Here is a 22,735-nt window from a genome sequence, read left to right on the forward strand (position 1 = left end):
GCACAGACTTTAGCGCCATAACGCTGCCCGCGCATCCCTTCCTTCTGATCTACAATGTCAAAGAACTCAAAGGCCGAAGCCTCAAACCGTCCGGTTCGCGTCGCCCACTCATGAGCGCCGCACCCCGTCGGTGGAGGCGGGTTATAGGGCCCCAAATCAGACCTGTAAACACCTTTTTTCGAGATTTATGGAGATTTTCGGCGATTGTTTTTTTCACCCCCGAAACGGTCCGCACAAACCCTTGGCTTTCGGGGGTTTCACGTAGAAATCGGATATGTGCATAGCTCGACCCACATCGGCGCATAACACCCAAAACCAATGGAGAAACGGACCCTGCGTGAATAATTACAATATGGAGTCCAATGACTTCGCAGCAAAAACGAAAAAGAAAACGTTCAAATCGCAACAAGATTTTCGCTTTTTCACACAATCCAAGTCGCGTAAGAGAATCCCATTGATGTTCTTGCAACGCCGGAACAGGAGATGGCCTGATCCATCCCCAGTTTTCGGCATTGATGCCCCACACATATAATAAGGCCAACACCCGTGATCGAGATCCCGCATATTGTCGCCCATCGCGGCGCTTCGATTGAAGCCCCGGAAAATACCATTGCCGCCTTTCGGGTCGCCGGCGCGCGCGGCGCAAAATGGATTGAATGCGATGTCACGCTAAGTTCTGATGACAAGTGCGTTCTGATTCATGACGACACACTGGAACGCACGACCAATGGCACCGGCCCGATTCATCACAGCGATTTCGAGACCCTGCGCAGTCTTGATGCCGGGGGATGGTTTTCAGACATATATAAAGGCGAACGAATCCCGAGCCTGAAAGATACGCTCGAAACTCTGTATTTCATGGAAATGGGCGCCAACCTCGAAATCAAGCCATCGGGCTGTGATCCGGTGCGGCTATGTGAAGAGGTCATCAGGGAACTCAGCACGTCAAAAACCCTACCGCCAATTTTGATTTCAAGTTTTGACGACAGCGCTGTCGCACATATGCGCAAACATATGCCCGACCTGCCGTGTGGCTGGTTGCTTGAAACCCTGCCGGAAAACTGGAAGGCCGAGTATGAGCGCCTAGGTGCATCGGCCATCCATATCGACCACAAGGCCCTGACACCCGTGAGTGCGGCGGAGATTGTCGATGCCGGAGTACCATTGGTTTGCTATACCATTAACGATGTCGAACGCGCCAAAGAGTTGTTTTCCTGGGGAGCAACATCAGTGATTACCGATGATCCGGCAAAGTTACTGATGGCAATTCCAAGGCGCCCATTCGCTGCCAACAGATAGACCCCTTAACGGGGCAACACGGCAAAAGGGTCGGGGCGCCACCAAAATCCCGACTTCTGATTGCCAGATAAAAATGCAGGAAACAGTCCAATGTCCATTGCCCCACAAGATGGTCCGCCAGCACCACCGCCACTTGATCCGGCAGCATCGCCAACCCCGCTTTATCCCAATAACAGGGTAAAGCGGCATCTGAGCGAACTGTTCCGCCTAGCATTGCCGGTCACGATTGCCAGGCTGGGCATGTTGATTATGTCAGTTGTCGATACAATTGTGGTTGGCAACTATGACAGTGCGGCACTGGCGTATCTTAATATCGCACACGCGCCCTTTACATCCTTGATGGTCACCGGCATCGGCCTGCTGACCGGGGTCATGATCATGACATCGCACGCCAATGGCCGCGACAATCTGATGGCGGCGGGTGCTGTATGGCGCAATGCCATGCCCTACGCCATCTTGATCAGTATCCTGTTTACCATTCTGACCATTCAATCGGAGTGGCTGTTTGCCATTACCGGTCAGCCCGGCGAAATCACAGACAATGCAGGCGATTTGGCCGTAATCCTGTCGATCGGAATGCCGGCCGCCCTTATTTATATTACCTGCGCCTTTTTCCTTGAAGGTTTGCAGCGACCATTGCCGGGCATGGTGATGATGATTGTCGCCAACCTGATCAACCTTGTCCTCGACTACGGACTGGTTTACGGCGCCTTTGGTTTACCCGAGCTAGGGGCCGCGGGTGCTGCATGGACATCAAGTGTCATGCGCTGGTTCATGGCTTTGAGCCTGCTGGCCTACATCCTCCTGATGAAAAGCCATCACCTTTATGGCATTCGCAATGGCTTTGCCGGTTGGTGGCGCGGATCCCGTGATGCCCGTCACTTGGGCTATGCCGCTGGCGCCAGTCAGGGCATGGAAACCGGCGCCTTTGCCGCCATGCAGCTTTTTGCCGGGCGTCTTGGCGTGATTGCCGCCGCCAGCTATGGCATAAGCATGACGCTTCTGGCACTGATGTTCATGGTCGCCTTGGGTCTGGCCTCGGCAACATCTGTTCGGGTGGGTATTGCCTATGGCCGGCGGGATCGACCTGACATGGCACTAGCCGGCTGGATTGGTCTTTTGACCACGATGATCGTGATGTTTGCGCTTAGCATTCCGCTTTATCTGTTTCCCGATGCGGTTGCCCATCTGTTCACCAAGGATGTCGCGGTAATTGCCACCACCGTATCTGTTCTGGTCCTGATGCCGATCATTTTCCCGACCGATGGCGGGCAGAATGCCGCAATCAGCGCACTTCGCGGTGCAGGCGACAAGTGGGCACCAACGACCTTGCATCTGGTGTCCTATATCTTTGTTATGGTTCCCATCGGTTATTACCTGTCTTTCGTTCTTGAGATGGGGGTACGCGGCCTGTTTTGGGGGATTGCGATTGCAAGCCTTGTCGCGGTCAGTGGTCTTGCGATCCGGTTCCTGATCGTATCATCGCGCGACATTCCGGAACATCCCGAGCAGCTATAAGACACGCTGGATATCGAACTAAAAAAGCGCCAACGGGTTCGTTCCGTTGGCGCTTTTATTTTGTGTTCTCTTGTTCGGATCAGGAACGCGTCGCATCAAACTGGCGACGCGGCATCAGAAGATCACAGAATGGCAGGACCAGTGTGTCAAATGCCGATGCGGCACGCGCGGCATCAATGCGGATGATATGCTGTTCGATATCACGCTGGGTGGCAAATTCCCCAAGCGGTGCCAGTTCCGGCAAAGCATCCACCACGGCTGCATAAAATGCAACCTGATCGTCACGCGCAGACCCCGCCGCCAGATTGCCCAGATGGTTATAAAGCGCCATTGCAAGGAACCATCGGCAATAGGGCATCAGCCCTTGCAAGATTTCATCTCGTTGTTGCGGCTGCAGATATTGTTGCAGATCGCTATCAAGCCAAACCGCATTTTGCACCCCGGCGACAAAGGCGTTGCGAAGGGCGGGATATTCATCGGTAAAGAACACCGTCGTCAGCCATGGGGACAGATCATCAAGACCCGCCCGGCGGGTTTCCGGGCTGCTGTCACTTGCAAAATCAAGGGCAGGCATCGGTGGCTTGCCCGACATCGCAAGACTTGCCACGGCCGGATCCATCAACGCGTTGGCAAGCCATGCCTGATGCCAGATTTTCATCGGCCGGAAGTAAGGTTCTTTTTCAGCGCCGCCAGCTTCAATCCAGCTTTCGATCAGATGGGCGCGCCCCAGAGCAACCCCAAGGCGCAAGGCATCTTCGAAACCCATGCCATTTTGCAAGAACGGATCGCCAAGCATGTCTTCAAGCAGGGGCAGCATACTTGCGACATCATCTGATCGCAGCCCTGCCCCCAGTGGCTGATAAAACGACGCGCCGTCGCTATGGCCCAGAATGGCACGCGCATGCTTGGCAAAATCACCCCATAAAACAAGCTTCACCGGCTCTGCGCGTTTGCGCCAAAGCGGGCGCGTCAGATGCCAGTTTTCACATTCAAAATTGGCCATCGGCATGGCATCAACCAGGCGCGCCAAAGGTTTGGCCACCGCCAGTTCAAGATCATCCTCTGATCCAACATGCGCAATGGATAAACGCCAACCCGGTTCTTCGTGTGGATGGCGATCCAGCCACAGCATGGCAAAGCCGGAGGCATTGGCCCGGCCTGCGGCAGGCGCAACCAGATCAAAAAACAGCGATAGCGCTGCTGGCATGTCCGGAACGGTGTGATCGGCGAGTGCTTCACCCACCGTCCAGGTTTTAACCATGACATCATCTGCATCTGGCCGATTGCGAAAACGCGGCGGCAGAAAACCGGAATACTCGTTTGCAGGTTGATTGGAATCGGTCATGGCAGCCTCATGGATGCGAAGGGGGCATGATGATCACGATGACATCATGCGTCGCGCTGCTGATACCCAAGGAAACCAGGCAGGTCAATCATGTGGCAAACAGTCTGCGCACATACTGCTTGAACAGCTCAGCTGTATCAGGCCCGCGTCAGACCGGCATGGCCGATGCTGGCTTCGCGATAGACCGAGGGCGGCATGGAAAGCAACCGTCTGAAATCACGAGAGAAATGGGCGTTATCGGTAAAGCCGCACCAAAACCCGATCTCTCCGACAGACAGGGTGGTTCCATATAAAAGTCGACAGGCCTCACGCACGCGCACCAGACGCAAGAGGTCGGAGAACCGGCTGTTGGCCTGTTGCAGGCGGCGCTGCAAAGTGCGCCCGGATGTTTCCAGTGCGCTGGCAACTTCGTCAATCGTCCAGCTACGCCCGATATCATGTTCAAGCACGGTGCAAAGTTGCTGCACCACCGGGCGCTGCGCACGGATTGACGGTGCGGTTCCCGGCATATTGGCCATGAACGGATAGGAAGACGACACTTGCTCGAAACTGCTCCAGTTGATCCGGAACCGCAAACCGCGTCCAGAAAATGCCAGTTTGTCATTGATTCGCCCCTTGCGCAGGACACGCACCGACGAACCGTGGCTGGGCAGAATGGTGGCATCAATATCCTCGGCCCCGGCAGCCTCAAGCAAGCCAATCAGAAACCCAAGGAGCAACAGGTTTTCAACCCTTGCAGGCGGCTGGCCACGGACAACACCCCGATGGATGGTCATGGATTTTCCGGTGACGGAAAACTCGCTGCGCGCGCGGGCATGCGAGTAGCCTTCCAGCCTGCGCCAGCGGTCCGCAATCATCGAAGGTGTTGCCGAATGACGCAACATGGTCAGGATCGGTTCCTGTTCCTTGGCGGCCAGATAACGCCCGAGGCGCACCAGAACCGCCGGGCCATTGGCCTCTTCAAGGGCCAGCATGATGCTGCGCAACTTGGCCGAAGTCACAACTGTCCCAGCCGGAACAAGGTCATAGCCCCGCGGCAACCAAGCCAGTTGCCGGATCAGGGCAACATGCAAACCAAAAGAAACAAATTCCTGCATCAAAACGCGCCAAAAGGATCAATCTTGGCGCGATCATACAAACTATTGATCCGACTGTCAGTGCCAGATCCAAAATGTCACGGAGCTGTTACATTTACCTGATTTTCCAAGAGTTCGTAACTTGGTTCACACAACTGGCATGACGGGGCATTGCCCGAAAGGTGCCGCCATGTCACTGTTAAAAAGTCGCTTATGGCATTTCCCAGACAATACGGATTGATAACGTGATCAAGGTTCTTTTCGTCTGCACCGGCAATATCTGTCGCTCCCCCACCGCCGATGGTGTTTTTCGCAAACTGGTCCGCGAAGCGGGGCTTGAAGATCACATCAGTGTTGATAGCTGCGGTCTGTCGGCCTATCACGTTGGCGAATTGCCCGATCCTCGGTCACGCGAAATGGCCAAAAGCCGTGGCATTGACCTGAGCGACATTCGATCACGCAAGATCAAACCGGATGATTATCTGCAATTTGATTATGTGCTGGCGATGGATCACGGACATCTACACGACATGCGCCGTCAGGCGCCAAACACCCACCAGAATCGTATTGAACTGTTTCTCGATTACCATCCCACACTGGCAGGACAAAGCGTGCCTGACCCGTATTATGGCGGTTCCAACGGGTTTGTTGATGTGTTTGACATGATTGAGGAAGCCTCAAGCAAGCTGCTGGCCGACATCCGCGAAAAGCACGGCGTTTAAGCAGCTCCTATTTTCAGGGATCTTCATGGATAAAAGCGCGCTCGTCGATCTGATCACGACCCAAACCGGGGCGACCCCAAAATCCATTTCCCCGCTTTCTGGCGGATGCGTTGCGGATGTTATGCGCGCCGATTTTGATGATGGTCGGCAACTGGTGATCAAACAAAGCAATACCGGCGATGCCAGCCTGTCGATTGAGGCGACTATGCTGCGCTATTTCAAGGCACATTCGCCAATTAACTGCCCGGACGTCGTCTATGCGGATGAAAGCTGTCTGGTGATGACCTATATCGCCAATGACAATCGCATGAGCCAATCTGTGCAGCTTGACCTTGCAGAGCAACTTGCCGCCCAGCATCAAATTACCTCACATACGTTCGGGCTTGATTTTGACACCCTGATTGGCGGTCTGCCGCAACCCAATACATCCGAAACCGACTGGATCACCTTCTTTGCCGAACACCGCTTGCGCCATATGGCGCAAAGGGCCCTGCACGACGGCAAACTGCCCGATACCATGGCCGGACGCATTGATCGGTTGATCGATCGTCTTGATCGCTATTTGCCAAAGAATAGCGAGGCGTCCTTGCTGCATGGTGATTTGTGGGGAGGCAATATTCCGAGCCAGTCCGGCAAGCTTGCTGGCCTGATTGATCCGGCGATTTATTACGGCGATCGCGAAATCGAATTGGCATTTGGCACCTTGTTTGGCGACCTGACACCGGAATTCTTTGAGCGATACAGCGAGATATTGCCGATTTCACCGGGTTTCTTTGAAGAACGCCGGGATTTGTATAATCTTTACCCGTTATTGGTTCATGTTTGCCTGTTTGGCGGACATTATGTGCGTTCCGTTGACCACATCCTTGCCCGATTTGGTCAATAACGTCCGATATCTGCGTGAAATCCGATGAGAGAAATACACAAAAGGGGATAAGAGAGTTGAAAATTCTAGTTGGAGCTGCCGTCGCGCTGAGCATGACGGTCAGCATTGCGGCCATCGCCCATGAAGGGGCAACCGGCGTGGTGAAGGAACGCATGGATGGCATGAAGGCCATCGGCCAGCAGGTCAAAATCATGGTGCCGATGATGAAGGGTGCGCTGCCCTACGACCCTGAACAGGTTGCAAAATCGGCCGCCATTATTGAAGGCCATTCTGGCGAAACCTTTACCGCCCTTTTCCCCGAAGGCAGTAACGAACACCCGTCCGAAGCACTTTCTGACATCTGGGACGACTGGTCGACATTTACCGGGCTTGCCAATGAACTGAATGCCAAGGCCGGTGCTCTCAAAGCCGTTGCAACCAATGGCCAATCCGAAGACGAATTCAAAGCCGCGCTGGGTCAGATGATGCGGACCTGCAAGTCCTGTCATAGCGACTTCAAAGACTAGGGTCAGAATCTAGAACGCACTCAAACGGCGTCGAAAATTAAAAAGGCCGCAGCATCCGCTGCGGCCTTTTTTAATCTCTGAATCGGATTGTTGTTAGCGCCCGATCATGGCAAAGAATTCGCGGCGCGTGATCGGGTCATCGCGGAACGCGCCCAGCATGCGGCTTGTAACCATGGAAACACCGGTCTTGTGCACACCGCGTGTGCTCATGCATTGATGATTGGCGTCAATCACCACTGCAACACCAAGCGGATCAAGTTCTTCCTGAATGGTGTTGGCAACCTGTGCCGTCATCTTTTCCTGAATCTGCAGACGTTTGGCATAAACCTCGACCACGCGGGCCAGCTTGGAAATGCCAACAACACGGTGGCGCGGCAGATAGGCGACATGGGCCACACCAATAATTGGCACCATGTGATGTTCGCAATAGGATTCGACGCGGATATCCCGCAGCACGACCATTTCGTCATAGCCGTCGGTTTCTTCAAACGTCCGGCGCAGAATTTCTGCCGGGTCCTGCTGATAACCGGCAAAGAATTCACCATAAGAACGCGCCACACGATCAGGCGTTCCACGCAAACCTTCGCGGTCGGGATCATCCCCGGCCCACCGCAGAAGTGTCCGGACCGCTTCTTCGGCTTCTTCGCGTGTCGGACGCTTCACCGGGTTATGTTCGCTGCACATACCAAATCCTTTGTCATTTTATTACAGGATAGAACCTGCCTTGGTGGGGCTCCTGACCCGCCTTAACTGATACTGTCGGCTGACCCAATCAGTTCACAGTATGTTGCCCATGCGGACTGTCGAGCGAAAAGGCGGGAATCGCAATATCAAAATGATTGCCATCCATATCGGTCATCTCGAAAGTTCCGACCATAAATCCGCTTGGCGTCGTCAACGGTGCGCCACTTGTGTAATTGAAACTTTCACCGCACGCCAGAACCGGTTGTTCACCGACAACACCCGGCCCTTTGACTTCCTGGGTTTCACCGCGTGAATCTGTAATTCGCCAATGACGGTTGAGCAATTGAACGGTTTTTGAGCCAAGGTTTTCGATCTCGATGCGATAGGCCCAAACATAACGATGGGTGTCCGGATCTGATTCGTCCTCGAGGAACATCGGATTTACCGATACCTTGATATCGTGGGTTACGGTCGAATACATGCATGTCTCCGGGCCAAGTGTGTTCCAGTCAATTTTGCATCAGCCTAGATTGCGATAGATGGACCTTTATGTAGACAATCCGTCCCGAAACTACCAGTCGCCAATCAAAACAAACCAGCATCATGCACCGGGGCGGATACGAAAGGGCCCGCACAATGTACGGGCCGGATCGATGTCAGGATTACTGTTGTTCCAAGCTTTTAAACGGCAAGGGCGGCCAACAGGTCTTCCTTTAGGTCATCAATATCTTCCAGACCGACAGATAGACGCAGCATGCCCTCGGTAATGCCCATCGTCACCTTGTCCTCGGCGGGAACACGCTGGTGGGTCGTGGTCCAGGGATGGGTTGCCAGACTTTTTGCATCGCCAAGGTTATTGGAAATATCAATCAGCTTGAGGTTATCGAGCAGCGAGAAGGCCGCTGTCTTACCCCCGGCAAGCTCGATCGCAATCAATCCACCACCACGGCCAGACATCTGTTTCATTGCCAATTCATGCTGCGGGTGACTTTTCAGCCCCGGATACAGAACGCGCGACACCTGCGGCTGTTCCGACAGGAATTCTGCCAGTGCCGTGGCATTGCGAATATGCTGATCCACCCGCAGACTCAAGGTTTCGAGACCTTTAAGAAGAACCCATGCATTGAATGGGCTCATGCTCGGCCCGGTATGACGCAGGAAGGTGGTCAGGTGATCGTCATGCCATTCCTTGTCATTGAACAGGATTGCCCCGCCAAGACAACGTCCCTGTCCATCAATATGCTTGGTCGCGGAATAGACAACGATATCCGCGCCCAGTTCCATCGGCTTTTGCAGGATCGGCGTGGCAAAGACGTTATCAACAATCACCTTTGCACCGGCCTTGTGGGCGAGTTCGGAGACAAAGGCGATATCCAGAACTTCAAGCGTCGGGTTGGACGGGGTTTCAAGAAATACCGCATCTGCCGGTTTGGAAAGTGCCTTTTCCCAGGCGTCCTTGTCGGTGCCATCAACCAGCTCGGTTTCAACACCGAACCGCGGCAAAAGGGTGGTCAGAATAAATTCACACGAACCGAACAGTGCGCGCGACCCAACCACACGACCACCGGCCTTGGTGCTGGCTGCCAATGCATTCCAAACGGCCGACATGCCCGACGCCGTCGCACGGCAGTATTGCGCGCCCTCAATCAGGGCAAGACGCTCCTCAAACATACCGACGGTCGGATTAGCGAAACGGGAATAGACATAACGTTCCGGGCCGCTGCCATCAAAGGAGGCCTCTGCCTCGGCTGCGGTTTCATAAACATAGCCCGAATTCATGAAGATGGCTTCGGAAGTCTCGCAAAAGCCGCTGCGTGCTGTGCCGCCACGAACAGAACGGGTCGCCGCGCGCCAGTTATCTGAAGCCTTTTTGTCGGTCGTCATCTTCTTGCTCCTACGTGCCCGGAAATGCGGTTTCATCCGGACACAAAAAAACCCTGACCGGCATGAATGGGTCAGGGCCGAAGCCATAGCACCCCTCTTTAGCGATTTTTTACGTGGCCGCAAGCCGGTCGACAAATCCCACGATGCGCAGACGATACGTCCAGTTTTCCCCTACGTCAAGCGCCACTCCCTCAGGATTTTTGCGCATATCGAGGTCTGCACAGGCGTTGCTTTTTACAATTCCGCCTCACGGAATGGTGAAAGCAGTTCATAAGCAAGTTTTGAAATTTCTCTCTAATGTTGGGGCAAATGATGCGATCCTGTTTTTTGGGATTTGCACCTCGTCCCGAATGAACGACTTGCAAGAGCCTGAAATCAATGACCAAAACCAGTTCAATGGTGTCAAACTTGTCCGACCAGAAACCAGACATTCCTGCGGAAATCTCAAGCGCTCCCAAGCCGCTTTGGCGCAAGCTCCTGCCGGTAATGCTCCTGATTTGCGGGCTGGTGCTGGTGTGGGCCAGTGGCGTACTTGATTTGCTTTCATTTGAAACGCTGCGTGAAAATCGCGATCTGCTGCAGGGCTTCGTAGCCGATAATCCAGTGTCGAGCATCTTGGTCTTTATGGGGCTTTACGTCGTATCGGTTGCACTGTCCTTGCCGATTGGCTCGATTCTGACAATCACCGGTGGCTTCCTTTTCGGATCTTTCCTTGCCACCACTTACGTCGTGCTGGCTGCAACCATCGGTGCCACGATCGTTTATCTTGCGGCGCGTTATGCATTTTACGATCTGATGCAGGCCAAAGCTGGCAACGCCATCCGCAAAATGGAAGCGGGCTTTTCCGAGAATGCGTTTAGCTATCTGATGGTTCTGCGCCTGATCCCGATCTTCCCGTTCTGGCTGGTCAATCTTGTCCCTGCACTTCTCGGTGTAAAATTACGCTCCTTCATTCTGGGCACAATGATCGGCATCATTCCGGGCACCTTTGTATATGCCTCGATTGGTGATGGTTTGGGCGCCCTGTTCGATCAGGGCAAGACACCTGATCTTGGCATCATTTTCGAACCCCGTATTCTGACCCCGATTATCGGGTTGGCCGTGCTGGCGCTGTTGCCGGTTGCCTACAAAAAACTGCGCCAACGTAAAAGCGGGAGCGATGCAAATGAATAAGGTCATTAATACCGATGTTTGCGTCATTGGTGCTGGCTCCGGCGGTCTGTCGGTGGCAGCCGGCGCAGTTCAGATGGGTGCAAAAGTTGTCCTGATTGAAAAGGGTAAGATGGGTGGTGATTGCCTTAATACAGGCTGTGTTCCGTCCAAGGCCCTGTTGGCAGCAGGCCACGCTGCGGAAAATGCGCGCCGCGCATCGCGCTTTGGTGTATCGACCGGTCAAGTCGAAGTCGATTTTGGCCGCGCAATCGATCATGTCCATTCGGTGATCTCGGGCATTGCCCCACATGACTCGGTTGAACGCTTCGAAGAGCTGGGCTGCACCGTCATTCAGGCCGAAGCCCGCTTTACGGGTCCCGCCGAAGTCGTGGCCGGTGATCGCACAATCAAGGCCAAACGGTTTGTTATTGCCACCGGTTCACGTGCCGCCATCCCGCCGATTCCCGGACTTGAAAGCGTTTGCTATTTCACCAATGAAACCATTTTTGAAAACCGCATCTGCCCGGATCATCTGATCATTGTTGGTGGTGGTCCCATCGGGTTGGAAATGGCGCAGGCTCATCAGCAACTGGGCGCAAAGGTCACGGTGATCGAACTGGGAACCATCCTGCCCAAGGATGACCCCGATCTGGTGTCTGTCGTCCGCGACCGGATCAAGGCCGATGGCATCAGCCTGTATGAAGGGGCCAAGACCAAAGAAGTCCTTGATGTGAATGATCAGATCAGAGTCGTGATCGAACACGAAGGCATCGAAATCACCCTCGAAGGCAGCCACCTTTTGCTGGCCACCGGACGCAAACCCAATGTGGAGAATCTGGGCCTGTCAGATGCAGGGATTGATCACAGCGAACGCGGTATTTCGGTCGATGCGCGTCTGCGTACCTCAAACAAAAAAGTCTTTGCCATTGGTGATGTCACAGGCGGACTGCAATTTACCCACATGGCGGGCTATGACGCAGGCATCGTCATCCGCAATGTGCTTTTCCGTCTTCCGGCCAAAGTCGATCATAGTGCCGTGCCTTGGGTCACCTACACCACTCCGGAACTGGCACAGGTTGGCCTGACAGAAACAGCCGCACGTGAAAAATTCGGCGATGATATGCGTGTGGTCAAATGGGACTATGCAGAAAACGATCGTGCCCGCGCAGAAGCCGAAACCGAAGGCTTCATCAAAGTCGTCACGACGCCCAAGGGCCGGATACTAGGGGCTGCCATTGTCGGGCGGCAGGCGGGTGAACTGATTGGTGTCTGGTCGCTTGCCATCAGCAAGAAGATGAAGATCGGTGCCATTGCCGGAATGATCGCGCCATATCCAACCCTTGGGGAGCTTTCCAAACGCGTTGCAGGGGCCTGGTATACGCCAAGCCTGTTTAGCGAGAAAACACGCAAACTGGTCCGCTTCCTGCTCAAGTTCGGATAATCGGTTTTGTTTGACCAATGCATGAAATCAAGCACCTGTATTGCTGTACTTTTTTCGTCTTCTTGGCCTAACATCGTGTGATGAACAACAGGCATCTGAAATTGCCCCCTTGGGCCAAATCGCTATCCGCGCGCCTTCTGGTGCTGACGGTCAGCTTCGTGATGCTTGCCGAAATATTCGTCTTTGCGCCCTCTGTCGCACGCTTTCGGATCGACTGGCTCAAGGCGCATCTTGATTCCGGCTATCTCGCAGCCCTTGCCCTTGAAGCCACCCCGGATCAGATGATCCCCGATGATCTTGAACGCGAACTGCTTTCCAACGCCGGAATTGAGGCCGTCATTCTGCGTCGCGAAGATCGCAAGCTACTGCTGCAACGTGATGACATGCCCGCAAAGGTCGACAAGGACGTCTACCTGAACGACTTCTCGATCCCGATGGCCTTGATGGAGGGGCTATCGACCCTGAGCCAAACCGGCAATCGGGTGTTACGCGTGGTCGGCATGCCGTCCATGGCACCGGATTTCGAGATCGAAGTTCTGGTCCATGAAGATCGCCTGACAGAAGCCATGCGCAATTTTGGCTGGCGGGTATTTGGCCTGTCGCTGATGATTTCGTTCTTTACTGCGGGCCTGGTCTATTTCGCGCTCAACCGGTTGCTGGTGCGCCCGATGCGCACTCTGACCCATGACATGATTCGTTTTCGCGAAGACCCACAGGATAAATCATCCCTGATCACACCGGGCGACCGTGACGATGAAATCGGTGTCGCACGCCAGGAACTGGCCATGATGCAACAAGACCTTCAGGCGATGCTTAATCAGCGTCGCCGCCTTGCGGCCCTTGGCACAGCGGCAACCAAGATCAGCCATGATCTGCGCAATGCGCTTGCCACGTCCATGCTGATGACCGAACAGCTTGCAAAAAGTCAGGACGATGAAGTCCGTGCTGTTGTCCCACGCCTGTTATCGTCGATGGAACGCGCGGTTTATATCAGTGAACAAACCCTGTCATTTGCACGTGAAACCCCGCCACCGCGCGATCTTGCAACCTTTACACTCATTGAACTGATCGAAGAAATCCGAGATCAGATTCTGCTGCAAAAATCCGAGCCACTGCTTGATGGCAGCATGGGCGACACACTCGATGCCGATAACCCCTGCTTGGCCCGCATCGAGATTGATCTGCCGGACGACGTCATGCTCGAAGCCGACTATGACATGCTGTTTCGCGCCTTCAGCAACCTGATGCGCAACCCGCTCGAAGCCGGGGCCAATCTGGTGAGCATTACCCATAATATTCACAGCGAACCTGCAAATGGGGACGGGTCAAACAAATCCCGCAGTTTCATTGACGTGGTGATTACGGATAACGGCCCGGGATTACCGGAAAAAGCGATCAAAAACCTTTTTGTACCATTTGCCGGCAGCGGGCGCGAAGGCGGTACCGGACTTGGTCTTGCCATCGCGCGCGAACTGATCAGCACGCATAATGGGGAACTTCGCCTCACTGCAACGGGACCGGACGGCGCTGTTTTTACCGTCAAATTACCTATCTCCAGCTGACTGGATTGCACCGCATCGGCGAAAGATCCCATTAAATAGATTTTTTCTATCAATTTTTATTTTATATTCGATTTTATCTTTTGATCGGTATTTGCGACCTTTGGTTATGGCGATGCCGGACCTGATCCCGATCCCCGATCCGCTCCTGACCCAAGGTTCGGTATCGCCTAACTCACTTGAGCGTGTTTCGTGCTTCTTTTGAAGCCTTCCTATCCCCCTGTTGCACCCTCCCTTGGCGTCGCACCTCAAGTGATACTGGATATTTGAGACCCCGTAATCCTTGCCGGATTATCATCAGGGGATCTGAACTGTTCCCTGCCCTCAAAACCCCTTGTCCAAATCCGGACAAGGGGTGTTTTTTTTTCTGGGGCTATCAGAACGGGCGAATCAAGTGCGCCCGCATGTCGTCGATCTTTTGGCGTAAGAAACAACCTTCCGCGTGATCATTAATCAGGCCCATCGCCTGCATGAACGCAAACACAGTGGTCGGTCCGACAAACTTCCAGCCCCGTTTCTTGAGATCCTTGGAAAGTAAAATTGACGTCGGCGACGTTGACATTGACTGTGGTGTAGCAACTTCGCCTGATTTCGGCTCATAGCGCCAGAAATATGCCGCAAGCGACCCTTCTTCCGCGACCAACTCGCAGGCCCGCTTGGCATTGTTGATGGATGCTTCGATTTTGCCGCGATGGCGGATGATTCCGGCATCGCCAAGCAAGCGCTCAACATCCGCATCATCAAACTGCGCAACCCGATAAAAATCAAAACCGGCAAAGGCTTTGCGGAAGTTCTCGCGTTTGGTCAGGATCGTGCGCCAGCTTAAACCCGACTGAAACCCTTCAAGGCAGATTTTCTCAAACAGCCGGATGTCGTCGGTAACCGGAAAGCCCCATTCCGTATCGTGATAGGCGTTAAATTCCGGTGCAGCATCACACCACGCGCATCGACATTTTCCATCCGTTCCAATCGTTGTTTTGCTCATGGATCAGGCCATCAGAAAATCAAGACGTTGATCGGCACGTGCGGGCGAGATTTCCAGAATTTCCGCCGTAACGACACCCTCAACAACAAACGGATCGTCATTCACACGGGTTTCAATCTCATCATACGACACACCATGCGCCAGAACCGCACCGCCCATATTGGGCTGCAAGCTGCCGACCATCAAAAACACACCATCATCAAAGCCCTGCTTGATCCATGCTTTGTGCGCCTCCATGAATTCCGGGGCTTTTGCGCGGTTTTCGGCAAACTTCAAAAAGATTGCGAACATTATCTACTCCCTGACTGAATGATTTTCGGTGGAAAGTTCGGCAATCTGATCATCAAGCCAGGTGCACATCAGATCGACTTCGTGATGCAGGAACCTGTCATCATCAAACGCATTGGCAAGGGTCGCCACCCCCTGACTTCGACCAAGAATATGCATGGCCAGTTCGTCTGATCTGTCGCCAAAGCCTAACCTTTCAAACTGGCGACAAAGCCAACTGCGAAACAAGGTAAACAGCGCCGTGGCATCACTTTTCGCCGCATGGTTCAGTTTCGCCAGCTCTGACGACAAGGTACCCACAGGGCAGCCGAACTTTCGGATTTTCTCGCCATTTACGATCAGGATATGGATGAAACTGCGAACGCGCTCTGCCGGGTCTGATCCGGCAATTTCCCAGCGATCCAGCATCTGCTCGGTATTCGCAAGACGGCGGTTGATCACACCATCAAGGATGTCATCCTTTGTCTTGAAGTGGTGATAAAAGTTGCCGCGCGATATGCCGACACTGGCGGCGATATCGGCAAAGGAAGTTGCCTCAAACCCGTGCTGATAAAACAGCAGGTCCGCTGCCTCGATAATCCGGTCTCGTGTTTCTACTGCCATTTTCCGATATAACGCCCGATTGCACCAGAACTAGGACAATTGTCCCAATTCAGAAATTAGGTCAATCGTCCTAGATTGTCAATAACATGACAAGGCATCCGCAAGCCTGGTCTGCGGATGCCTGAAAGTTCTGGGCTAAATATCTTGGGTTTCGTTCAATCGCGCCAAAAGGCCGGGAACAGCAGAACAAGGACCGTAAAGACTTCAAGACGGCCGATCAGCATCCCGATCGACATCAGCCACTTCGCACCATCGGGCAAGGTTGCGAAGTTTCCGGATGGTCCAACAATCGGCCCCAAACCCGGTCCAACATTGGCAATCGCCGTACCGGCACTCGACACCGCGGTGATGAAATCAAGGCCCATCGCGCCAAGGCCTGCGGCCAGAACCACAAAGCAAAAGACAAACAGGAAGAAGAAGCTCAGAACCGATTCGGTCACGTCTTCAGACAACGGTTTGCGATTGTAATAGGCAATGAAAACGCCATGCGGGCGCAGCATGTGCGAAAGCTGGATCTTGGCGATTTCATACAGAACCTGAAGACGGAAGATCTTCACCCCACAAGTCGTCGATCCCGCACAGCCACCAATAAACATCACAAAGAAGAACACTGTCACCGCAAACGGTCCCCAAAGACCATAATCGGTGGTGGCATACCCAGTACCGGTCATGACCGACATGATGTTAAATGAGGTAAAGCGCAGCGCATACAGGAAGTCGACACCATTGGTTTCCGAATGCCAAAATGCCAGACCGACAATGATCGTAACTGCAATTGTAATGAACCAGCGCACCTGACTGTCGCGAAACAGCGGCTTGCCCTGCCCACGCAGCATCTGCAGATACAAGATGAACGGCAGGGCACCGGTCGCCATCCCCAACGTTATGATCACGTCAATTGTCGCGCTGTCATAATGCCCAATCGAGGCATCCTTGGTCGAAAAACCACCGGTCGCAATGGTTGTCATCGCATGGGCAATCGCATCAAATGGCGTCATACCTGCTGACCACAACATGATTGCCCAAAGGGCTGTAAAGCCAAGATAAAGCATCGCGATCCCCATCGCGATCTGGGTCGCACGCGGAAAGGCCTTATCGGATTTGTCCGAGTTTTCCATGCGGAAAAGCTGCATACCACCAACACGCAGCATCGGCATGACGGCAATCGCCATCACAATGATCCCGATCCCGCCAAGCCACTGCAAAAGCGCACGCCAAAGCAATATCCCTTCTGGCGCCGTATCAAGGCCGACAATAACTGTCGATCCGGTGGTGGAAATGCCTGACATCGCTTCGAAAAACGCGTCGGTATAGGACATATCAAGATCGGAGAAAGCAAATGGCAGCGCCGATGCTGCCGTCAGAACCAGCCAGCTTAGCGTCGTCAGGATAAAGGCCTGGCGCGAATTGATCTTAAGATTGTCCATGCGGTTCATCATGATCAATGCACCGCCAACAAACAGCGACACAAAGGACGCAGCCGAAAACACGATCCAGTCACGTTGCCCGTAATAAAGGTCGACCAACGCCGGGATAAACATGCCAATCGACAACGTACAGAGCAAAATGCCGACGATGAAAAGAATGGGACGGAAATCGATCAATGAAACGCCTCTTGGCACATACACCGCGCAATCCCCCCGGACAAACGGCATATGGTGCGTCTGATGTTCTGTTTTAGGAAGGCACTGCATACCCGAAAAATCGGTCTGTATGTACCCCATTCATCACGAGCAGCGAAATTCTTGGCATATGGGGCCACAATGTCCAGTCCTTTTAAGCTGTTGCAGGGTGTCTTGCCTTCAGAATTTCCCGATTATCCAAAAGACCTGCGCACGCCCACCCCCGAATTACTGACCGCACGTCATCTTTGCTACGATTTCCAACGTCTCAGATCCGGGCCATTGGATCCGTATCACTTTGCCAGGAAATTCCCTTTTTGTTGGCTCATTGCCTTGCTCACCAGAATGATTCCAGTTTAATCAAAGGTTTCTTTTTACTCCCCATACTTCACCCACAGGAAGTGAAACTGGGTATATTTGATTTTGTGTGGTGCAACATGGTCCACTTTCCCTTAGATTAGCGGGATCAAAAACGATGAGTTTAATCATCTGTGCCGACCTTTGACTGTCCTTGGGGAGCTTCCTGTGCGGGGAAAGAAATTATACTTCGCAATCATTCTGTGCGTTCTGCTTGCGGTCGGGTTTCTGACCACGAGTTTTGTAAGCTTCTATGTCGCTCGGGATTCTCTGGAAGAACAGATTTCCGAAAGCACGCTCCCACTTACCAGTGACAACATCTATTCGGAAATTCAACGCGACCTTTTGCAGCCGATCTTTATTTCTTCATTGATGGCGCATGACACCTTCTTTCGCGACTGGGCCCTGTCCGGCGAGAAGGATCATGAACGGATCATCAAGTATCTTGCCGAGATCCAGTCACGCTACGACACCATCACGTCCTATTTCATTTCTGATCAGACCCGGAATTACTATCACCCGACGGGCGTGATCAAAAAGGTGAGCAAGGATGACCCGGCAGATGGATGGTACTTCGAGGCACGCGACAGCAAGCAGCCCTATCAAATCAATCTTGATCAGGACACGGTCGACAGGTCGCGCATGTCGATCTTCGTCAATTATCAAGTTCGCGACTATAACGGCAATGTCATCGGCATTACCGGTGTGGGCCTTTCGGTCAGCGCTGTGACCAACTTGATCGAGACCTATCAGGCGCGCTATGGCCGCACGATCTATTTCATCGATACAGAAGGCCACGTCACCTTGCGTGGAAGCGGGTTCGGTAATGCCCACAGCCTTCAGGAACGCCCGGGGATGCGTAATCAGGCGATGAAAATCCTGACCTCGCCTGGCGCTTCAATCAGTTACGAAGAAGGCGGACACACCTATTTCGTCAATAGCCGCCTTGTGCCAGAGTTCGGCTGGCTTCTGATTGTTGAACAAAGCGACTATTCGTCCGATGCCCGTCTTCAGAACACATTATTCATCAATATCGCGATTTCGCTTCTGATCACGGTTATCGTCGGGCTGATCGCCTTCCTGACCGTACGCAACTATCAAAAACGGCTCGAGGAACTGGCATCGCGAGACAAGCTGACAGGGACCTTCAACCGGCAGGTCTTTGACATGATCTTTGATCAGGCCGCCCAGAATTCAAAACGACATAAAACACCCCTGTCAGTGATGTGTTTTGACGTGGATGGTTTCAAGGAAATCAATGATGGTTATGGTCATCCGGGCGGTGATGCGGCGCTACGTGAAGTCCTCACCACGATCCGCCAGAACGTGCAGGAAACGGATTTGATCTGCCGGTGGGGCGGTGATGAATTTGTTGTCCTGCTACCGAACAAGGACCGCAAGGAAGCACTGACCAAGGCAAGAGACCTTGCCGACAGTATCCGAAATACTCCGGTTCGCTTCGGACGCGATCATATTCCGGTCACCATCAGTGCGGGCGTCACGGAATATCGCGATGGCGAGGACCTTGATACCCTGATGGCACGTGTCGACAACGCGCTTTATACTGCAAAGGCATCCGGACACGACCACATCTCACTATCCTGATCACGCCATAAGCAAAGCAAAACACCCCCGGCAGAACAAGCTGCCGGGGGTGTTTGTTATTCAATCCGGATGGATTTCAATCAGTCGGCGATAGATGCCTCTGCGATCTGCACGGCATTAAGTGCCGCACCTTTCAGCAACTGGTCGCCGGCAACAAACAGTTCCAGACCATGATCGCCAAAGATGAGGTTGGTCCGGATACGTCCGACTTCGACGTCATACTGTTCGGTTGCGGTCATCGGCATCGGGTATTTGTTGTTTGCCGGATCATCGACAAGCTTCACGCCCTTGGCCTTTGACAGAACTTCACGTGCGGCATCCGGGGTAACAACCTTTTCGGTTTCAACCACGATTGCCTCGGAATGCGTGCGTTCGGTCGGAATACGAACCGCGGTGCACGATACCGGCAGATCCGGCGCACCAAAGATTTTGCGCGTTTCCCATGTCACCTTCATTTCTTCACGGGTGTAACCGTTATCCTGGAAGGTATCGATATGCGGGATCACGTTAAATGCCAGCGGGGACGAGAATACCTCTGCCGGGATCGGCTTGCCTTCAAGACCAGCTGCCAGACCTTCGCGCAGTTCGTTCATGCCCGGCTGACCGGCACCTGATGCCGCCTGATAGGTCGAAACGATTACTTTTTTCAGACCAAAAGCCTGATGCAACGGCCAAAGCGCAACGGCAGCAATCGCCGTGGTGCAGTTCGGGTTGGCGATCAGTTTTGCCGTTTTGGCAAGGTCACCATTGATTTCCGGCACGATCAGCGGAACATCGTCATTCAGACGGAACGCCGAGGAGTTATCAATCACCAGTGCGCCTTCAGCAATCTTGGGCGCATATTCCTTGGCGAAATCACCGGAAACAGCAAGGAAGACAATGTCGCACTGCTTGGCTTCTTCAACAGAAAACAGCGCGACGGTCTTAGTGCCGAATTTAGTCTCCACGGTCTTGCCCGCTGAACGCTCGGAAGCGAACAGGGTGAGTTCACCCACAGGGAACTTGCGATCAAACATAACGTTGATCAGCTCGACGCCAACCGCACCGGTTGCGCCGATCACACCGACATGGAGATTTTCGGCACTCATAATAGTTGTCTAACCTCGCAATAAAATTGTTGTCATATTCGACTGCCGCGATCATTCGCGGGCCGCGCATTATAGGGATTTATCTGAACAAGGCAAATCCACCTTGCTGCATCGCACTTATGCACGCAGTTGTCTTGTAAAGAACGTGATACGCAATGGATTGTTCCACGACGGGTTTTTGGCAAGACATATGTAAAAATCCGCCCTCCAACAGTACCACCGCCAAGCAGGTGTCGAAGGGCGGATTTAACCGCCATGAAGACGGCATATCCAGACAATGAAAAGAATCGATTTATCGCTTAGCGCCAAGTGACGCGATCACGCAGATCAAAGCAGGCAATGCTTGGTAAAGTCTGCCGCTTCGTTTGCGCTCCAGTCGCCTTTCGGTTTTTCCTTGAGGTCATTGCACCATTCCTCGCTACCCACCTCCGGTGAGCAGGCCGAAACAGCTGCCGTCAGGAAAAGTACCGCAAGGGCACCGGCTGTTCTGGTCGCGATTTTCTTTTGCAGTTTCATGTCCGTGTCCAATGTTTGATTGTTCGTTTTTACAGGTACGAACTTATCTTCTGCGCAAAAATGACGCAAAGAAATCCTGCGGTCTGTGGCAACCGTCACAACCGCTCAAAGACGACACTGAAAATGAAAAGAAAAATTAGTCGCGCCAGAAGGATGGCATCAAAAGAACCAGTAGCGTCTCGAACTCCAGCCGCCCCAACACCATCGCAACATCCAAAATCCATTTTGCGGAATCCGGCAGGGATTGGAAATTGCCCGCAGGCCCGATGATGTTGCCAAGTCCCGGCCCGACATTGGCAAGCGATGTTGCCGCCGCGCTCATCGAGGTAATCAGGTCAAGCCCCGTCAGGCCAAGAGCGATCGTCACCGCGATATAGCTGATGGTCAGAAGGAAGACATAAACCGTGACCGCGTTATAGATATCAGATGTGATTTCATGGCGGTCGATGCGACTGACCACCACCGCAGACGGGCTACGCAGCCGCATGAAGTGGGTGCGTAGTCCGGTGAAAACCACATACAGGCGAAACATCTTGAAGCCACCCGACGTAGAGCCGGAACAACCACCAATAAACGTCGCAAAGAAAAACAGCATCACCGCTGCCGGGCCCCACAAAAGGTAATCACCCGATGCAAAGCCGGTGGTCGTAATCACCGATACAAGGTTGAACGCCGCCATTGTCAGGGACCTGAGAATGCTGTCATCCGATATCTGTATCAGTCGCACGGTCAGCAACAGCGTAAAGCCCGCAATGATCAGGCAGAACAATCTGATCTGCTGATTACCAATCACAGCCTTGAGCGCACGTTTGCGCAAGAAAACCGCATAGGCCGTAAATGGCAGGCCCCCAAAGAACATGAACAGAATGGCAATCCAGTGCAGCGACAGACTGGTATCAAACTTGGCAAAGGACAGGTCCGATGTCGCATATCCCCCGGTCGATAGCGTCGTCATGCCGTAATTGATCGCATCAAACCATTGCATGCCAAAAATGCGATACAACACAACGCAAACCAGGGTCAGTGCGGAATAGATTGCAACAATCTGCAGGCACATATCGCGCATGCGCCCGCTGAGTTTTTCAGACCGATCCGAACTTTCCATCTGGAAAAGCTGCATCCCGCCAACCCGCATCATCGGCAACAGGGCAAGCGCGGTCACAATGATCCCGATCCCGCCAAGCCACTGCATGATGGATCGCCAGATCAGCAAGCCCGGTGGCAAATGATCCAGTCCTGACAGAATCGTGGAGCCCGTCGTTGTCAGGCCCGATACGGTTTCAAACACCGCATCACAGAAGCTGATTTCAAGCGAGGAATACCAAAGCGGCAAGGACCCGGTCAGGCTGATGGCAATCCACGACACCACTGTCAGGACATAGCCCTGGCGCGCGGTCACGCGCGGGCCGATATCGGATCGACAGGCCAGACATGCCATGCCACCAAGCCCGATGGTCGTGATCGAGGCCTGTGCAAAAATTTTCCAGTCCGGGTTGCCATATGCAAGATCAACGGCAGCAGGCACCATCATCGATATACCGATGATAATGACCATAACCCCGACGACGAAAAAGATGGGTTGCAGACGAAACAAACAAG

The 22,735-nt window shown here is 53.4% G+C and carries 21 protein-coding genes and 1 riboswitch; of the genes, 9 read left to right on the forward strand and 12 right to left on the reverse strand.

Annotated elements, in window-relative coordinates; all coding sequences use genetic code 11:
* Positions 1-546 precede the first annotated feature (546 nt).
* A complete protein-coding gene (locus HED22_RS03525; RefSeq protein WP_167719075.1) occupies positions 547-1,299 on the forward strand; it encodes a glycerophosphodiester phosphodiesterase family protein in 753 nt (250 codons plus the stop codon).
* A 90-nt stretch (positions 1,300-1,389) separates the two neighbouring features.
* Positions 1,390-2,817, forward strand: coding sequence for an MATE family efflux transporter (locus tag HED22_RS03530; protein WP_167719078.1), 1,428 nt, complete (start codon positions 1,390-1,392; stop codon positions 2,815-2,817).
* A gap of 79 nt (positions 2,818-2,896) precedes the next feature.
* Here HED22_RS03530 and HED22_RS03535 read toward each other — a convergent pair whose 3' ends face one another.
* Positions 2,897-4,162 carry a hypothetical protein gene (locus HED22_RS03535; protein WP_167719081.1) on the reverse strand — a complete coding sequence of 422 codons (1,266 nt, stop codon included), beginning with the start codon at positions 4,160-4,162 and terminating at the stop codon, positions 2,897-2,899.
* 137 nt (positions 4,163-4,299) lie between these two features.
* Entirely contained in the window at positions 4,300-5,259 is a 960-nt protein-coding gene (locus HED22_RS03540; protein ID WP_167719084.1) for a helix-turn-helix transcriptional regulator, read from the reverse strand.
* Between the two features lie 224 nt (positions 5,260-5,483).
* On the opposite strand from HED22_RS03540, the gene HED22_RS03545 reads away from it, so the two are divergent.
* From HED22_RS03545 to HED22_RS03555, 3 genes are read left to right on the forward strand one after another with little or no spacing between them, the layout of a single operon-like run.
* A complete protein-coding gene (locus tag HED22_RS03545) occupies positions 5,484-5,960 on the forward strand; it encodes a low molecular weight protein-tyrosine-phosphatase (protein WP_167719087.1) in 477 nt (158 codons plus the stop codon).
* A gap of 25 nt (positions 5,961-5,985) precedes the next feature.
* The gene (locus tag HED22_RS03550; protein WP_167719091.1) at positions 5,986-6,846 is read left to right on the forward strand and encodes a fructosamine kinase family protein; all 861 of its coding nucleotides are present in this window, start codon (positions 5,986-5,988) and stop codon (positions 6,844-6,846) included.
* 56 nt (positions 6,847-6,902) lie between these two features.
* Positions 6,903-7,352, forward strand: coding sequence for a cytochrome c (locus tag HED22_RS03555; protein ID WP_167719094.1), 450 nt, complete (start codon positions 6,903-6,905; stop codon positions 7,350-7,352).
* Between the two features lie 93 nt (positions 7,353-7,445).
* On the opposite strand, the gene folE is transcribed toward HED22_RS03555, so the two are convergent.
* The 3 genes from folE to metZ all read right to left on the reverse strand — a co-directional run bounded on the left by folE (position 7,446) and on the right by metZ (position 9,920).
* The gene (gene folE, locus HED22_RS03560; RefSeq protein ID WP_167719097.1) at positions 7,446-8,036 is read right to left on the reverse strand and encodes a GTP cyclohydrolase I FolE; all 591 of its coding nucleotides are present in this window, start codon (positions 8,034-8,036) and stop codon (positions 7,446-7,448) included.
* An 88-nt stretch (positions 8,037-8,124) separates the two neighbouring features.
* A complete protein-coding gene (gene apaG / locus HED22_RS03565) occupies positions 8,125-8,517 on the reverse strand; it encodes a Co2+/Mg2+ efflux protein ApaG (protein WP_167719100.1) in 393 nt (130 codons plus the stop codon).
* Between the two features lie 200 nt (positions 8,518-8,717).
* On the reverse strand, positions 8,718-9,920 hold the full coding sequence (gene metZ / locus HED22_RS03570) for an O-succinylhomoserine sulfhydrylase (RefSeq protein WP_167719103.1): 1,203 nt from the start codon (positions 9,918-9,920) through the stop codon (positions 8,718-8,720).
* A gap of 77 nt (positions 9,921-9,997) precedes the next feature.
* Positions 9,998-10,072, reverse strand: a riboswitch (SAM riboswitch).
* A 226-nt stretch (positions 10,073-10,298) separates the two neighbouring features.
* On the opposite strand from metZ, the gene HED22_RS03575 reads away from it, so the two are divergent.
* The 3 genes from HED22_RS03575 to HED22_RS03585 all read left to right on the forward strand — a co-directional run bounded on the left by HED22_RS03575 (position 10,299) and on the right by HED22_RS03585 (position 14,075).
* Complete coding sequence (locus tag HED22_RS03575; protein ID WP_167719106.1) at positions 10,299-11,093, forward strand: TVP38/TMEM64 family protein; 795 nt, start codon at positions 10,299-10,301, stop codon at positions 11,091-11,093.
* Positions 11,086-12,513: an NAD(P)/FAD-dependent oxidoreductase gene (locus tag HED22_RS03580; RefSeq protein WP_167719108.1), complete on the forward strand. Its 1,428-nt coding sequence runs from the start codon at positions 11,086-11,088 to the stop codon at positions 12,511-12,513. Before HED22_RS03575 ends, HED22_RS03580 begins: the two co-directional genes overlap by 8 nt.
* An 80-nt stretch (positions 12,514-12,593) precedes the next feature.
* Positions 12,594-14,075, forward strand: a complete 1,482-nt coding sequence (locus tag HED22_RS03585; protein WP_167719111.1) for a HAMP domain-containing sensor histidine kinase — start codon at positions 12,594-12,596, stop codon at positions 14,073-14,075.
* A gap of 373 nt (positions 14,076-14,448) precedes the next feature.
* Here HED22_RS03585 and HED22_RS03590 read toward each other — a convergent pair whose 3' ends face one another.
* The 4 genes from HED22_RS03590 to HED22_RS03605 all read right to left on the reverse strand — a co-directional run bounded on the left by HED22_RS03590 (position 14,449) and on the right by HED22_RS03605 (position 17,552).
* Positions 14,449-15,057 (reverse strand): DNA-3-methyladenine glycosylase I, encoded by a 609-nt coding sequence (locus tag HED22_RS03590; protein WP_167719115.1) that lies wholly within the window; start codon positions 15,055-15,057, stop codon positions 14,449-14,451.
* Between the two features lie 3 nt (positions 15,058-15,060).
* Positions 15,061-15,348: a YciI family protein gene (locus HED22_RS03595; protein ID WP_167719118.1), complete on the reverse strand. Its 288-nt coding sequence runs from the start codon at positions 15,346-15,348 to the stop codon at positions 15,061-15,063.
* 3 nt (positions 15,349-15,351) lie between these two features.
* On the reverse strand, positions 15,352-15,948 hold the full coding sequence (locus HED22_RS03600; RefSeq protein WP_167719120.1) for a TetR/AcrR family transcriptional regulator: 597 nt from the start codon (positions 15,946-15,948) through the stop codon (positions 15,352-15,354).
* 155 nt (positions 15,949-16,103) lie between these two features.
* Complete coding sequence (locus HED22_RS03605) at positions 16,104-17,552, reverse strand: TrkH family potassium uptake protein (RefSeq protein ID WP_175581113.1); 1,449 nt, start codon at positions 17,550-17,552, stop codon at positions 16,104-16,106.
* A gap of 543 nt (positions 17,553-18,095) precedes the next feature.
* Here HED22_RS03605 and HED22_RS03610 point away from each other — a divergent pair.
* Positions 18,096-19,532, forward strand: a complete 1,437-nt coding sequence (locus HED22_RS03610) for a sensor domain-containing diguanylate cyclase (protein ID WP_167719123.1) — start codon at positions 18,096-18,098, stop codon at positions 19,530-19,532.
* A gap of 80 nt (positions 19,533-19,612) precedes the next feature.
* Here HED22_RS03610 and HED22_RS03615 read toward each other — a convergent pair whose 3' ends face one another.
* From HED22_RS03615 to HED22_RS03625, 3 genes are all read right to left on the reverse strand, one after another.
* Positions 19,613-20,620, reverse strand: coding sequence for an aspartate-semialdehyde dehydrogenase (locus HED22_RS03615; RefSeq protein WP_167719125.1), 1,008 nt, complete (start codon positions 20,618-20,620; stop codon positions 19,613-19,615).
* Positions 20,621-20,947: 327 nt separating this feature from the next.
* Positions 20,948-21,136, reverse strand: coding sequence for a DUF3012 domain-containing protein (locus HED22_RS03620; protein ID WP_167719128.1), 189 nt, complete (start codon positions 21,134-21,136; stop codon positions 20,948-20,950).
* A 136-nt stretch (positions 21,137-21,272) separates the two neighbouring features.
* A complete protein-coding gene (locus HED22_RS03625; RefSeq protein WP_254869738.1) occupies positions 21,273-22,730 on the reverse strand; it encodes a TrkH family potassium uptake protein in 1,458 nt (485 codons plus the stop codon).
* Positions 22,731-22,735 lie beyond the last annotated feature (5 nt).

This window comes from Thalassospira sp. HF15 (genome assembly GCF_011806525.1).
Taxonomy (GTDB): domain Bacteria; phylum Pseudomonadota; class Alphaproteobacteria; order Rhodospirillales; family Thalassospiraceae; genus Thalassospira.